The sequence below is a fragment of the Hymenobacter roseosalivarius DSM 11622 genome (assembly GCF_900176135.1).
In the GTDB taxonomy this organism is placed as follows: Bacteria; Bacteroidota; Bacteroidia; order Cytophagales; family Hymenobacteraceae; genus Hymenobacter; species Hymenobacter roseosalivarius.
In genome coordinates this window covers 25,108-38,333 of the sequence record NZ_FWWW01000072.1, presented here as the reverse complement: position 1 = coordinate 38,333, position 13,226 = coordinate 25,108, and the positions used below count along the sequence as shown (strand labels likewise).

Here is a 13,226-nt window from a genome sequence, read left to right as displayed (position 1 = left end):
TCTATTAAGGCTTTATCTTGCTCAATATTTCCGTTTGCCCTTGTCTTTTCTTTTTGCGCGCAATTTGTACTTAATTACTCTCTATGCCCTCTAGCCAGAGGCTAACAGCCACGCTATTACCCCTTACACTGCTAAGCTGGGTCGTGCTGCTGGTTAGTACGCTTCTTCGCGCTGGCTCGCCGACAACAGCTTCCCTACCAGTTCCACCCGATTGGGTAACGCTGGTTGCCCAAGCCGTTTTCGCGGCAGGTGTATTCATGTACTACCGCCTCCAGCCTGATCCCTTACGGGGCACTGACTTTGTCGGGTTGTTTCGTCGGTTGGTGCTCGGACCAGGCATACTGGCCAGCATTTGCGTAGCCCTGCACTTGCTGGAGCGCTTTGTTCAATACCAACTGCCAAGCAGTGACCGCACTTTTTTCGCGGTGATTTACACTATTAACTTAGGGCTGTTTATTCTATTCTTGGCCAGCACCGCCTACACATGGCGGTCCTTGGTGCTGTTCAGATCTTCGGGCAGGCTGCGCCGCGAGTGGGAGCTTTTTGAAATCCTATTAGGTGGTACGCTGCTATTTCAGCTTTCGGGTTGGGAGTTGCCTACCCCCTTATCGCTGCTGGTTATTGGTGGGTTAGCCATTTTTGGCGTATATCTGAGCGGCAACCAAAAGTGGGTAGCATATCTGAACCGGCGGCAGAAGTGGGAAGTGGTATTCATGCAGCTGGCTATCCTGCTGTGCATGACCATTTTTGTGGCCTACTTCGTACGGGTTCAGTACGACCCCAAACTGATAGCGCCCGAACCTCAGCATGCTTTCTTGCTGCTCACGGTGTTTTTCGCGGCATTTTATGCTGTAATGGGGCTGTTTGTCACATTCTCCAATTTGCCAACGGCAGGCGTCTTTGAGCAGAAGCGGGAGGAAATTTTGAGCCTGCAACGTCTTACACAGCTTATTCAGCGCGGGCAAACAGAGGAAGACGTGTACAGTATGCTCTTCGACGCAACAGTGCAAACCGTGGAAGCTGACGCCGCCTGGCTCGATGTAGAAGCAAGAGACGAAGCATATAAGGGCCAGCGCTACCATATTACGGAGGAGCAATGCACTGCCATTCGGGGGCTGCTGGCCGATTATAACTTGGGGCACATTGAGTACCTGAATAATGACCTGCCGCACAGCAGCGGCTTCCGCGGCTTAGAATTGCCCTTCGGTTCGCTTATCGTGATGCCTTTGCGCTCCGCGAAGCGCCAGTACGGGGCATTATATATGCTAAAAAACCAGCCTCAAGGCTTTGACCGCGAGAACCTGGGCATTCTGCAAACCTTTACCAGCCAGACTATCCTCAGCATCGAAAACCTACAGCTGGTAGCTGCTTCTATTCAGAATGAGCGCGTCCAAGAGGAGTTAAAAATCGCGTCTACGGTACAGGAAAGCTTGATTCCCAAAGACCTACCGATTGACAATTGGTTCGAAATCAGCTCGCATGCGCTGGCTGCCAAGGAGGTGGGAGGCGATTTTTACGACTTTCTGCACTTGCCGGGTCAGCGCTTGGCTATTCTTATCGGTGATGTATCGGGCAAGGGTATTACGGCGGCCTTCCATATGGCGCAGATGAAAGGCATTTTCCATGCGTTGATGCAAGAGAACCCGCTAGCCCGCAATGAGCGCGAAAAGTTTCCGGTGCCCAGCAAGTTCATGGCAATGGCTAATAAAGCACTTATCCATTGCCTCGAAAAGTCGTCGTTTATTACAGCATCTCTATATATAATAGATTATGAGAACCGTGGCTTCGTTTTTGCACGCGCCGGCCATTGTCACACCTTGTACTATCACTCCATCAAGGAGGAAGTGTCTTACTTCCACACGGCGGGGCTAGGGTTAGGCATCATTCGCCACGACTCGTACGAGAAACATATTAAAAACCAGTTCTACGACTACAACCCCGGCGACGTAATGGTAATCTACACGGATGGCATTGTGGAGGCGCGGGGGACAAATAAGGAAGAATACGGTGAGGAGCGCTTGCAACAGATGCTGGAGCGCACGTATTACCTCGAGGCCGATGAAATCAAAAATATGATTCTGGAAGACCTGGCCGAATTCAGCCGTGGCCAACCAATGCACGACGACCAGACCTTACTGGTTATCAAGTTCCGTGCGTCCCAACCAGAACCAACCGTCTGACGTAGATGGGTCCTATGAAAATCACGCAACAAACCACCGCGCACACGCTCACGCTCAGCCTCGATGGCGAGTTGGATGCCAGCTCTTCTGTGATTCTTGACACGGAACTGACCAAGTCTGAAGTCCTGAATCATCAGAAAGTATTAATTGATTGCCAGCGCCTTAACTACATTTCCTCGGCGGGCCTGGGCGTATTCATCTCACACTTACAGCGCTTCCAGGATGCCAATGTAAAATTGGTATTTTTTAATATGCAAGAGAAAGTGCATAACGTATTTGAGATTTTGGGGTTAGATACGCTGATGACCATCGTACCTTCCGAATCGGAAGCCACTGCCATATAAGTCTTTCAGCGCAACGAGGGGATGAAGAACGCGATTCGCATTAGTTGTAGCCGAGCCAACCTGAAGACAGTGCGCGACTTCGTGAGCGACTATCTGGCTGTTTACCACTTATCCGAATTGCACGTCAATCAGATTGTACTGGCGGTTGATGAGGTCGTAGCCAATCTGATTATCCATGCCAATGCCGAGAATGAAACGCAGTTCCTGCAACTCAAGCTGGCTATGGAAGACCATATGTTCGGCATTGAGATAGAGGATGACAGCAAAGAATCTTACCAGCCTTCCAGCTTTCGGGAGCCCGATTTGCTGGAGCATATTCGCTTGGGTAAGAAAGGTGGCGTAGGGATGGCGCTGGTTAACCGCATTATGGACCGCGTGGAGTTTTCTTCCTCAGGCAACCACAACGTTTGCCGGCTCTACAAGAAAGTTATTTAGTTCAGCGTTCTGATTTTCAAAAAGCCCCCCAGCCCTGGGGGGCTTTTTTGTACACGCTCAGTTTGATAGCGCGGTGAGTTAGGCAAAAAAAATCCGTAAAATTGCATCTGGCAACGACCCGGCCCTGAGGGTTACCGTGAAGTCATTGTTCGTGTCGCATCTTATTTTCTTTATGCCCAAACGCATTTTGTACGCCAGCCTCGCGGCCGGCGCGCTACTGGCCGTCGGATGCCAGTCTACCAAATCAACCACTTCTGCCGCCAGGCAGCCGGCGGTAGTTACGCTGGGGAAGCAAGTAGTACCAGCCTCGGAATTTGCCTACGTATACCGAAAAAACAACGCGACGGCTCCCGATTTCGGGACCCGCGCCAACGTGACGGAATACCTCGACCTCTATACCAACTTTAAGCTCAAAGTACTGGAAGCCGAGCAGCGAGGCATAGACACTACGCAGGCTTTTCAACGGGAGCTGGATGGCTACAGGCAGCAGCTGGCCCAACCTTACCTCACCGAGAAAAGCGTGACGGATCAGCTCGTGCGCGAGGCTTACGACCGGTTGAGCAAGGAAATTAGCGCCTCCCATATTCTGGTGCGCGTGGCCCCCGATGCTGACCCGCGGGATACCTTGGCAGCCTACCAGAGGGCGGTGGCTTTGCGCCAGCGCGTCACCAGCGGGGAAGATTTCAACCAGGTAGCCCGCCAGGCGTCCGAAGACCCTTCGGCGCGCGACAATGGCGGGCAGCTCGGCTACTTTACGGCTATGCAGATGGTTTATCCATTTGAGAACGTAGCGTATAAGACAAAAGCCGGCGAAGTATCGGCACCGGTTCGGACGCGCTTTGGCTACCACATCATTAAAGTAAATGACGTGCGGACGGCCCAGGGTGAGATTAAGGTAGCGCACCTTATGATTCGGGCCACACCCGGCATGCCCAAGGCCGACTCCGTAACCGCTAAAAAGAAAGTAGACGAGCTGTACTCCCGCTTGCGTCGGCGCGAAGACTGGGACAAGCTGGTAACGCAGTTTTCGGAAGATGCTGGCTCAGCCGCCAATGGTGGCGAGCTACCCGCTTTCGGCACAGGGCGCATGATTCCGAGCTTCGAGGAGGTAGCTTTTAAGCTCCAGAAGCCCGGCGATATCGCGGCTCCGGTCCAGACGCCGTACGGCTGGCACATCATTAAGCTAATTGAAAAACAGCCGGTACCCTCCTTTGAGACGATGGCACCCACGCTCAAGAGCAAAGTAGCCAAAGACTCCCGCTCGGAGCTAAACCGTGCGGCTTTTCTCAAGCGCATCCGGCAGGAGAATCAACTCGTAGAAATGCCCGTCGTGCGTGATGCCTTATTGGCGCAGGCTGATACGGCGCTGGTAAATGGTCGCTTTAAGTCAGACGCCTTTCTAGCCAAATTTCCAAGCGGGAAGCGGAAGAAAGGCGAGACGACAGTGAGCGGCGACGCGCCGCTGCTTACCATTAAAGGCAAGCCATATCTGACCAAGGATTTTCTGGCTTACGTGCAGCAAAGCCAGCGCCCGCGCGCCGGTGCCGATCCGCGCTTCGTGATGCAGCAGCTCTACGATCAGTACGTGGACCAAAGCCTGACGGAATTCGAAAAAACTAACCTCGACACGAAGTACGAAGACTACCGCATGTTGGTAAAAGAGTACCGCGATGGTATTCTGCTTTTCCAGCTGATGGATGAGAAGGTGTGGTTGAAGGCGCTGACGGACACTGTGGGCCTGCAGCGGTTTTTTACCGCCAACCAGGCCAACTACCAGTGGGGCCCGCGCGTGCAGGCCACAATGATCAGCGCGGCCTCGCCGGCTTTGCTGGCCCAGGCTCAAAAGCAACTGGCGACGGGCCGCTTTGAGTTGACCCGCAATACGCCGGCTCCAGTAGCCTTCCGCGCGAGTCAGGCCACTATTTTGCCCCCCAGCCAAGCCAGCCTCGACCGTTTGGCTACAAACCTGGCGACAGATACAACCCTGAGTTTGACCGTGGCTGGCCGGGTAAAGCGCGGCGAATCAGCCGCTTTGGCCCAGCGCCGGGCTGCCGCCGTAGCCACTTACCTAACGGGCAAGGGCGTGTCAGCCAGCCGCATCAGCACTAGGACATCGACTTCGCCGGCCACCGATGCTTCGACTCTGCTTACCCTGACCAGTACGAACACCGCTGTATTGGAAGAAAACCTGAATGCGAAGAATCCACTGGCCGTGCAGATCACGAAGCAGAGCTTCCAGAAGGGCGACAGCAAGGTTGTAGATGAGGTAATGGGCCGCGGCGCAGGCACCTATCCGGTGCAGAAAGATGGCCGCTATTACGCGGTTACCATTGAGAAAGCATTGCCAGCCGGGCCCAAGATTCTATCTGAAACCCGCGGTCAGGCTACTTCCGACTATCAGAACTATCTGGAAAAGGAATGGCTGAAGCAGCTGCGCACCCAGTACCCTGTGCAGGTCAATCAGACAGAAGTAGATAAGCTGGTCACCAAATAAGTGGGTAGATCTGACTGAAAATGCCTCCCGGAGCGCTCAACAATGGATGTTGATTTCTGGGGGGCATTTTTCATTGAGGCTATAGACTAAGCACGGTCTTTACTATTGCCCGCTAAAAGTTAGGCAGGCACGCAACGTTAGCCGTCAACAAGGTCTCTTTATCTCGAAACGCTCTTTTCTGGCCCTGAAACCAGCTTTTTGCCGGAGAAGGGATTTATGTTGAAATTTACCGGCGGCTTTTCGCGTTTCGATAGCCGTTGGGCTAGGCCTTCTTTGCTGCCTGGTCTCTTATTTTCTGAATTACATGACTCAATTATTTCGTACGGCGGCTCGGGTGGCGCTGTTAAGCGGCAGCTTGCTAGTGGGTGCGGTTAGCGTTGGTTTCGCTCAGTTGGGCGTGGCTCGGCCGGTAGGTCGCCAAACCGTAGACGCCATCATTGTGAAGTTGGACAACCAGATTGTGCTGCGCTCCGACCTCGAAAATATCTATCAGCAGGAAGTAGCGCGGGCCGAGGGCAAACCGTTGCCCCCGGACGTGAAGTGCCAGATTCTGGAAAGCATCGTGCTCAATAAGCTCATGCTGGCCAAAGCGGAGGTTGACTCCGTGGTAGTCGAAGACGACCAGGTAAAAGGTGAGCTCGACCGGCGCATGGCGTACTTCGTGCAGCAAATTGGCTCAGAGCAAAAGCTGGAAGAGTACTACAAAAAGCCCATTAAGCAGTTGAAGGACGACTTGCGGCCCCAGGTGAAAGAGCAGCTTATTCAGCAGAAAATGCAGGAAGAGATTTCCGGCAAAGTAACCGTGACGCCCCGCGAGGTACGGCAGTTTTTCAGCCGTATCCCGAAGGATAGCTTGCCTTACTATTCTACCGAAGTTGAGGTAGGTCAGATTATTAAATTTGCCCAGGTTAATCAGAAGGTCAAGCAGGAAGCGCAGGCCAAGCTCAACGATATCCGCGCCCGTATTCAGGCAGGGGAAGACTTTGAGAAGCTGGCTAAGGAGTTTTCCCAAGATCCTGGCTCGGCGGCCCAAGGTGGCTACTTAGGCTTTTTTAAGCGCCGCGAGCTGGTGCCGGAGTACGAGGCGGCGGCTTTGCGGCTGGAACCGGGTCAACTGTCGCCTATCGTGGAGTCGCAGTTTGGCTTTCACCTTATCCAGCTCATCGAGCGCAAAGGCGAGACGTTCAGCACCCGCCACATCCTGCTAAAGCCCGCTACTGGCACCTCCGACGTAAGCGAGGCAGCTGTTCAGCTCAGCAAAGTTCGCAAACGCATTCTCGCCGATAGTGTCACGTTTGCCAAAGCGGCCAAAGACGTATCGGACGACAAAAATACCAGCGGCAACGGCGGCCTGATTCAGAATCCCCAGGACCGGAGCAACTATCTGCCCCTAGACAAGATTGACCCAGCCATTTTCTTCATTATTGATACCATGAAAGTGGGCAGTATTACGCCGCCCATGCCCTACCGCACAGACGACGGCAAGGACGCCATGCGTATTCTGTGGCTGAAATCGAACAACCCACCCCACCAGGCCAACCTGCAGGACGACTACCAAAAAATCGCCGCTGCTGCTCTCAATGAGAAGAAAAACAAGGCACTGGATGAGTGGTTCAAGAAGAACCGTGGCGACGTCTATATTGAGGTAGACCCGCAGTACGCTGGCTGCAAGCTGCTCAATACGGTTAATTAAGTTAGAAGCGAGTGCAGAGAAGTGAGAGGCGAGACTTTGTTCTGACGTGCTATCAAAACAAAGTCTCGCCTCTCACTTCTTTGTACTCATGTCTCCCCTACCCTTACATGCGAAATTTCTCTTCCGATAAAGAAGCTGCCGACGCGCTGGCCCAGTCTTACCAAGCCCTGCGGCAGGAAATCGGCAAAATTATTATTGGTCAGGATGAGGTAGTACGCCTGGTGCTTACGGCCGTGTTTTCGCAGGGTCATTGCTTGCTGGTAGGTGTACCGGGCCTGGCCAAAACCCTGCTCATCCAGACCATTGCCGACTCACTAGACCTCTCGTTCAACCGCATTCAGTTCACTCCTGACCTGATGCCTTCCGACATCGTGGGCTCGGAAACCATGAACCAGCAGCGGGATTTTCATTTTGTGAAAGGACCTGTATTTGCCAACATAGTGCTGGCCGATGAGATTAACCGGACACCACCCAAAACGCAGGCGGCGTTGCTGGAAAGCATGCAGGAATATTCGGTAACGGTGGCCGGGCAGCGCTACCCGCTGGAGCGGCCTTTCTTCGTGCTGGCCACCCAGAACCCGATTGAGCAGGAAGGCACCTATCCCCTGCCCGAAGCCCAACTCGACCGCTTCATGTTCAATATTCAGCTGGGCTATCCCAGCTATGAGGCCGAGCTGCAAATCGTGAAAAACACGACGTCTGACCATCGCCCCACGGTGAGCAAAATATTGCACGGCGATGACATTCAAGCGTTTCAGCATTTGGTGCGCCGCGTACCCGTGGCCGACAATGTGGTAGAATACGCCGTGAGCCTGGTGCACAAAACCCGCCCGAATACGGATCGGGGCGCGGCGCGGGCTACGCAACTGCTGGAGTGGGGCGCCGGGCCGCGGGCCTCGCAGCACCTCATTGTGGGGGCTAAATGCAACGCCTTGCTCAACGGCAAATACTCGCCCGATATCGAGGACGTGCGGGCCGTAGCGCTGCCTATTCTACGGCACCGCCTGGTTCGTAATTTCAAAGCGGAAGCCGAAGGCATTTCGGTGGAGCAGATTGTAAAAGAACTCCTTTAAGTCATTTAACAAGTAACATTTAACAGGTGGCTATCAACCAGCCAAGATTCCTTTAAATGTTAAATGAAACGCCAGCAAGGCTGTTAAATGATAAATATTAACCGTTAATTGAAATAATGGAAGCTTCCGGTTATTACCAGCAATTCGAGCGCAACATTGCTATTATTCTGGATGCGTTGCAGGCGGGCCTCGATTTGCGCACTACTACGCTGGCCACCTCCCTGCCGCTGGAAGTATACGTGCTCAGTGAGGTGCTAAACCAGGGTGGCGCGCAGTACCGCCTCACCACCGAGGGTTTGGCTCGTCTGGCTGAGTTCCGCGACCAGTACATGCGCCACGAGTCGGAGACGGAAGGCATTATGCGCCGCCTGTTGGAAGACAAGAAATCCATCATGCGCACGCCTGAGGGGCGTATGCTGGTGAAGGAAATGCTTATTCGCCGGCTGGAGTTTTTCAACGAAGCTGCCCGGCAGGTCAATGTGATGCGTATTCAGCAGGCCCTGGGCAGCCCCTTGCAGTACCAGCACCCGGCTGCTGCCAGTACCAGCCTTCAGGTCGGCCCCAAGAAGTAGGCAATTGCTTTTTTATCTTCTCTACAACAAAAAAACCCCCCAGACTGTTCTAGGGGGCTTTTTTTGTTGTAAACTATCCGGGAAGACTGTAGCTCAGCTTACTGCATCTTCGCTTGGTATTCCGACTTTACTTTGGTGTGGCCGTCCTTTTCGTGCTGGAGGTGGAGGCCGTCGGTGGGCTCTTTCTTCAGGTGGGCGGGCACTTCCTCACCTGACAGGCTTTTAGAAAGCGTTACGCCGCCATCCACGAAGTAGGTGGCACCCGTCACGTAGCTAGCCTCGTCGGAAGCCAGAAACAGATACACGTTAGCTACTTCTTCCGGGGTGCCGCGCCGCCCCATCGGAACGCCATTCACGGTATTTTTCTCCATTTTCGAGTCCATTGGGCCCGTTTCCTTATGCGTCCAAGCCGTGTCGATCGGGCCGGGGCCGACGCAGTTTACCCGGACGCCGTGCTTGGCCTGCTCCACGGCCAAACCGCGCGAGAAGGTCATCACCCAGGCCTTGGTGCCACCATAGGGCGTAATCATGGGCGAGCCCATCTGCCCGGCCTCCGAGCCGGCCGACACGATATTGCCCCGACTCTTTTGCAGGTGAGGCAGCGCGGCGCGGCTCATCATGAACACAGAGTAGATGTTGTGTTTGATCATGTATTCAAAGGCCTCCACGGGGTACTTATCCAGCTCGGCGGTGGCCGGAAACACGCCGGCATTGTTAATCAGAATATCCAGCTTGCCAAAGTCGTGCAGGGCCAGCTTTACGCACTCTTCTGCGGCTTCCTGCCGGGAAATATCACCCAAAAAACCAATAGCCCGCCCGCCACGGGCCTGAATATCATCCACTACCTCGCGCACGGGGTCCGTGTCGAGGCCCACGACTACCACGGCCGCGCCTTCCTGAGCAAAGCGCTTACAGATAGCTTCGCCAATGCCGGCACCGCCGCCGGTTACGATGGCTACTTTGCCTTCCAGTCTTCTTTTCATAGCATGTAGGAGTAAGGTTGAGTAATAGGTAGCTAATGAAGGGTAAGGCCCCTCCGACTTATTTGTTGATCGTTTAAAACAAACGGGATTTGCCCCCCAGAGTTACTAATGCCCTACCTCTATCATCCATCAGCCTTGTTTGCGCGTAGGTAAGCCTGCCTCGCTTCCGACGACTTATGTCCGCCGCCGACCTGCCCCTGCTCACGCCTCGCCTCATGTTGCGGCCCTATGTACCGTCCGATGAAGCCCTGTTTTTTGCCGTGCTTGCAAAGGACCGGAACCGCTTGGAGGAAGCTTTCCCAGCCCGGCTAGCTGCGGTTCACACTCTCGCCGACGCGGGCCGCATTCTGGAATCATTCGAGCAGGACTGGCACACCAAGCGGATGTTCGTGCTGGGCATCTGGCACACGGCTGGGGGGCAATACCTGGGCGACATTAGTTTGAAGCCTACCTGGGCGAAAACGGTAACGGCCGAAATCGGCTATTATCTGGCCCTCGAAGCCCAAGGGCAGGGCTACGCTCGTGAGGCGCTAATGGCGGCCGTGAAGCTGGGCTTTAGTCCTATCATCAACGCTGACCGTCTCATCATTCGATGCCGCGCGAATAATCCGCGCAGCTACGCGGTGGCCATAGCGGGCGGCTTCCGGCTTCTGCCCCCACGACCGCGCCTGTGGCCTGCGCGCGCATCGGAGAAGAAGTCTGAAATTCTATACTTCGCGCTAGATCGTTCTTAGCACTCTACTCGCTCGGGGCCTTCAGTCGGCCCGACGCAGGGTAGTCAGGATAAACTCCTGGTTGAAATTCAGATAAGCGCCGAAGGAAAACTCTATCTGCCGGCGTCTGAAGTCATAGAATGGCTCGAAGCGCGTCGTCAGAATGACGTTGCCGGGCAAATGGAAGTCGCTGAACATGCGCAGAATAAGCAGCTCGCGGCGGCGCTGGGTGAAATCGGAATTGTTGACGGTGCTGGAAATGGATTGGTACAGCCGTCCGCCCTGGGGCGCGAAAAAGCCATTGCCCGACCAATAGCTGAGCATAATATTGGAGAGGCGCGTATTCACGCCCGCGTTCAGGTACAGGCCGTTGCCTTTGTCATAGGGAAGGACTTCGGTAAATGAGTAGTCGGTGAAGCGCGTAACGTACCCATCAAAATGCAGGGCCTGCACAAAGCCTAGTGGCAGTTTGCGCCGCACTCGCAGGCCGGTAGCGAAGTTGAAAATGGTTTGGAGCGGGGTGGCAATCGTATCAATTTGCCCCCCACGATGAATGGCCAGAAATTGCAACGGCACCACGCCCAGCCGCCAGCCCGCCGAATCCTGGTAAGCCGTGATTTCGGAGGTGAGGCCACCCGCTACCTGCTCCTGGAAGTTGCTGAACCGGTACTGTTGCCGCTGCCAGTCAACCCACGCATCCAGCTTCACGCGGTCGGTTTGCAGCTTGTACTGCATGCCTTCTTCCAACCGGTTAGTCATCACGCGCTCAAAATCAAACAGCGGCTCAATGTAGCCGTGCTGCAAGTGCCCCTCGATATTACCGAATAGCAGGCTGTGGGGACCATTTTGGTACTTGGCCGTAAACACGGGCCGCACCTGCCGCAGGCGCGACGTGCCGTAGTCTTTATATAAAAAAATGCCGGCCTCCAGCCGAATGTTGGCGTTAGGAAAATACACGAGGCGCGGCGCCAGCTGGGTACCGTAATAGGTTCGGCCCTCGTCTATTTTGTTGAAATACTCGTTATCCTTGGAAAAAAGGAATGCCTGCACGGCCACGCGAAGCTGGCCTTCGTATTCGGGCTTAACAGGCAGTGAGTACTGAAAAGCGTGATTATCGAGCTGGGCAACAACCGAAAAACTGTTTAGCAACAGACTAAAAAGCAGGCCGGATACTCGCCAAAAATTCGGTTTGATCTGGGTATCAATGACTACCTTTGACAAAAATTTTAGCATTATTTATTTTTCCCAGAATCAGCAAATTTTTTTAGCATTGCGGGCACAAAATATAGCCTCCTCATGTTACCTAAAGCCAACCCAAAGTAGCTGTTAGCACCCCTTACAAAGCGGCTCTTACAGTTGTAAAAACGGCCTAAAAAGCCTAATTTCACCAAACCTAAGCATTTATACCCCAACCCCATTCTAATGGCTGCATCCACTGACAAAGTTGTCAACGCCAACGCCGAAAAAATGAAAGCCCTCCAGCTCACGCTGGATAAGCTGGACAAAAGCTACGGCAAAGGCACCGTCATGAAGTTGAGCGACAACAAAGTCGTTGATATTCCTGCTATCAGCACCGGCTCGCTCGGGCTGGACATTGCCCTTGGCATCGGTGGTTTGCCCCGCGGCCGGGTTGTAGAGATCTATGGTCCGGAGTCGAGCGGTAAAACCACGCTTACCCTGCACTGCATTGCCGAAGCCCAGAAGAAAGGCGGCATGGCTGCATTCATCGACGCCGAGCACGCCTTCGACCGCGCCTACGCCGAGAAGCTGGGCATCAACACCGAAAACCTGCTCATTTCGCAGCCCGACAACGGCGAGCAAGCCCTCGAAATCGCCGATCAGCTTATTTCCAGCGGCGCTATCGACATTATCGTGATTGACTCGGTGGCCGCCCTGGTGCCCAAAAGCGAGCTGGAGGGCGACATGGGCGACTCGAAAGTAGGCTTGCACGCCCGCCTGATGAGCCAGGCTCTGCGCAAGCTCACCGGCACCATCAACAAGACCGGCTGCTGCTGCATCTTCATCAACCAGCTCCGCGAGAAAATCGGCGTGATGTTCGGTACGCCCGAAACCACGACCGGCGGTAATGCCCTGAAGTTTTACGCCTCCGTGCGCTTGGATATCCGCCGTATCGGCCAGATCAAGGAAGACAAAGACAACGTGACCGGCAACCGCACCAAGGTGAAGGTGGTCAAAAACAAAGTGGCGCCGCCCTTTAAAGTGGTGGAGTTTGACATCATCTACGGCGAGGGTATTTCCAAAGTCGGCGAGATTCTCGACCTGGGCGTTGATATGAACATCATCGCGAAGTCGGGCTCTTGGTTTAGCTACAACGGCGACCGTTTGGGCCAGGGCCGTGAGGGCGTGAAAACCATTCTGCACGACAACCCTGAGCTGGCCGACGAAATCGAGGCCAAGATTCGGGCAATGGTGAAAGGTGAGCCGGCCGCCGCGCTGGCTGCCATTCCTACCGACGAATCGACTGACGACGACGACGACTAGGCTTTCTGACTTTTTGCAAACTTAAAAAGCCCCCCAGAACTCATCTGGGGGGCTTTTTTGTTTAGCAATAAGCTATGTTCCCAAGCCGTTAAGTGTTAGCTGCAATCCGCGCCGTCGTGCAACTCGTTTTTAAGTGCTGATGTTTCCCGTTGTCTTGCCCCGCCGGTCTTTTGTGGGGTTAAGGATATATTTGCTGGCATTTCATTTGACTTAGTGTCAATTGAATCACTTTTTGGT

11 protein-coding genes are annotated in these 13,226 nt (G+C 54.2%); 9 read left to right on the top strand and 2 right to left on the bottom strand.

Features of this window, described 5'->3' with window-relative positions; all coding sequences use genetic code 11:
* Positions 1–83 precede the first annotated feature (83 nt).
* From B9A24_RS12090 to B9A24_RS12060, 7 genes are all read left to right on the top strand, one after another.
* Positions 84–2,180, top strand: a complete 2,097-nt coding sequence (locus B9A24_RS12090) for a PP2C family protein-serine/threonine phosphatase (RefSeq protein WP_084446199.1) — start codon at positions 84–86, stop codon at positions 2,178–2,180.
* Between the two features lie 14 nt (positions 2,181–2,194).
* The gene (locus B9A24_RS12085) at positions 2,195–2,524 is read left to right on the top strand and encodes an STAS domain-containing protein (RefSeq protein ID WP_084446197.1); all 330 of its coding nucleotides are present in this window, start codon (positions 2,195–2,197) and stop codon (positions 2,522–2,524) included.
* Between the two features lie 21 nt (positions 2,525–2,545).
* A complete protein-coding gene (locus tag B9A24_RS12080; protein ID WP_084446195.1) occupies positions 2,546–2,959 on the top strand; it encodes an ATP-binding protein in 414 nt (137 codons plus the stop codon).
* A gap of 172 nt (positions 2,960–3,131) precedes the next feature.
* The gene (locus B9A24_RS12075; RefSeq protein ID WP_084446193.1) at positions 3,132–5,453 is read left to right on the top strand and encodes a peptidylprolyl isomerase; all 2,322 of its coding nucleotides are present in this window, start codon (positions 3,132–3,134) and stop codon (positions 5,451–5,453) included.
* A gap of 304 nt (positions 5,454–5,757) precedes the next feature.
* Positions 5,758–7,146: a peptidylprolyl isomerase gene (locus tag B9A24_RS12070; RefSeq protein ID WP_084446191.1), complete on the top strand. Its 1,389-nt coding sequence runs from the start codon at positions 5,758–5,760 to the stop codon at positions 7,144–7,146.
* A gap of 107 nt (positions 7,147–7,253) precedes the next feature.
* On the top strand, positions 7,254–8,219 hold the full coding sequence (locus tag B9A24_RS12065; protein ID WP_084446189.1) for an AAA family ATPase: 966 nt from the start codon (positions 7,254–7,256) through the stop codon (positions 8,217–8,219).
* A gap of 116 nt (positions 8,220–8,335) precedes the next feature.
* Positions 8,336–8,791 carry a hypothetical protein gene (locus B9A24_RS12060; RefSeq protein WP_084446187.1) on the top strand — a complete coding sequence of 152 codons (456 nt, stop codon included), beginning with the start codon at positions 8,336–8,338 and terminating at the stop codon, positions 8,789–8,791.
* Between the two features lie 98 nt (positions 8,792–8,889).
* On the opposite strand, the gene B9A24_RS12055 is transcribed toward B9A24_RS12060, so the two are convergent.
* Entirely contained in the window at positions 8,890–9,774 is an 885-nt protein-coding gene (locus B9A24_RS12055; protein ID WP_084446186.1) for an SDR family NAD(P)-dependent oxidoreductase, read from the bottom strand.
* Between the two features lie 176 nt (positions 9,775–9,950).
* Here B9A24_RS12055 and B9A24_RS12050 point away from each other — a divergent pair, with 176 nt between their 5' ends.
* Positions 9,951–10,508: a GNAT family N-acetyltransferase gene (locus B9A24_RS12050; RefSeq protein WP_084446184.1), complete on the top strand. Its 558-nt coding sequence runs from the start codon at positions 9,951–9,953 to the stop codon at positions 10,506–10,508.
* A 21-nt stretch (positions 10,509–10,529) separates the two neighbouring features.
* Here the strand turns inward: B9A24_RS12050 and B9A24_RS12045 are convergent, their stop codons facing one another.
* A complete protein-coding gene (locus B9A24_RS12045; protein WP_143434917.1) occupies positions 10,530–11,708 on the bottom strand; it encodes a hypothetical protein in 1,179 nt (392 codons plus the stop codon).
* 201 nt (positions 11,709–11,909) lie between these two features.
* Here B9A24_RS12045 and recA point away from each other — a divergent pair, with 201 nt between their 5' ends.
* The gene (gene recA / locus B9A24_RS12040; RefSeq protein ID WP_084446179.1) at positions 11,910–12,989 is read left to right on the top strand and encodes a recombinase RecA; all 1,080 of its coding nucleotides are present in this window, start codon (positions 11,910–11,912) and stop codon (positions 12,987–12,989) included.
* Positions 12,990–13,226 lie beyond the last annotated feature (237 nt).

Bases quoted from the DNA above. Each gene is read 5' to 3' on its own strand.
- B9A24_RS12090 (WP_084446199.1), top strand. From the start codon at position 84: ATGCCCTCTAGCCAGAGGCTAACAGCCACGCTATTACCCCTTACACTG.
- B9A24_RS12085 (WP_084446197.1), top strand. From the start codon at position 2,195: ATGAAAATCACGCAACAAACCACCGCGCACACGCTCACGCTCAGCCTC.
- B9A24_RS12080 (WP_084446195.1), top strand. From the start codon at position 2,546: ATGAAGAACGCGATTCGCATTAGTTGTAGCCGAGCCAACCTGAAGACA.
- B9A24_RS12075 (WP_084446193.1), top strand. From the start codon at position 3,132: ATGCCCAAACGCATTTTGTACGCCAGCCTCGCGGCCGGCGCGCTACTG.
- B9A24_RS12070 (WP_084446191.1), top strand. From the start codon at position 5,758: ATGACTCAATTATTTCGTACGGCGGCTCGGGTGGCGCTGTTAAGCGGC.
- B9A24_RS12065 (WP_084446189.1), top strand. From the start codon at position 7,254: ATGCGAAATTTCTCTTCCGATAAAGAAGCTGCCGACGCGCTGGCCCAG.
- B9A24_RS12060 (WP_084446187.1), top strand. From the start codon at position 8,336: ATGGAAGCTTCCGGTTATTACCAGCAATTCGAGCGCAACATTGCTATT.
- B9A24_RS12055 (WP_084446186.1), bottom strand. From the start codon at position 9,774: ATGAAAAGAAGACTGGAAGGCAAAGTAGCCATCGTAACCGGCGGCGGT.
- B9A24_RS12050 (WP_084446184.1), top strand. From the start codon at position 9,951: ATGTCCGCCGCCGACCTGCCCCTGCTCACGCCTCGCCTCATGTTGCGG.
- recA (WP_084446179.1), top strand. From the start codon at position 11,910: ATGGCTGCATCCACTGACAAAGTTGTCAACGCCAACGCCGAAAAAATG.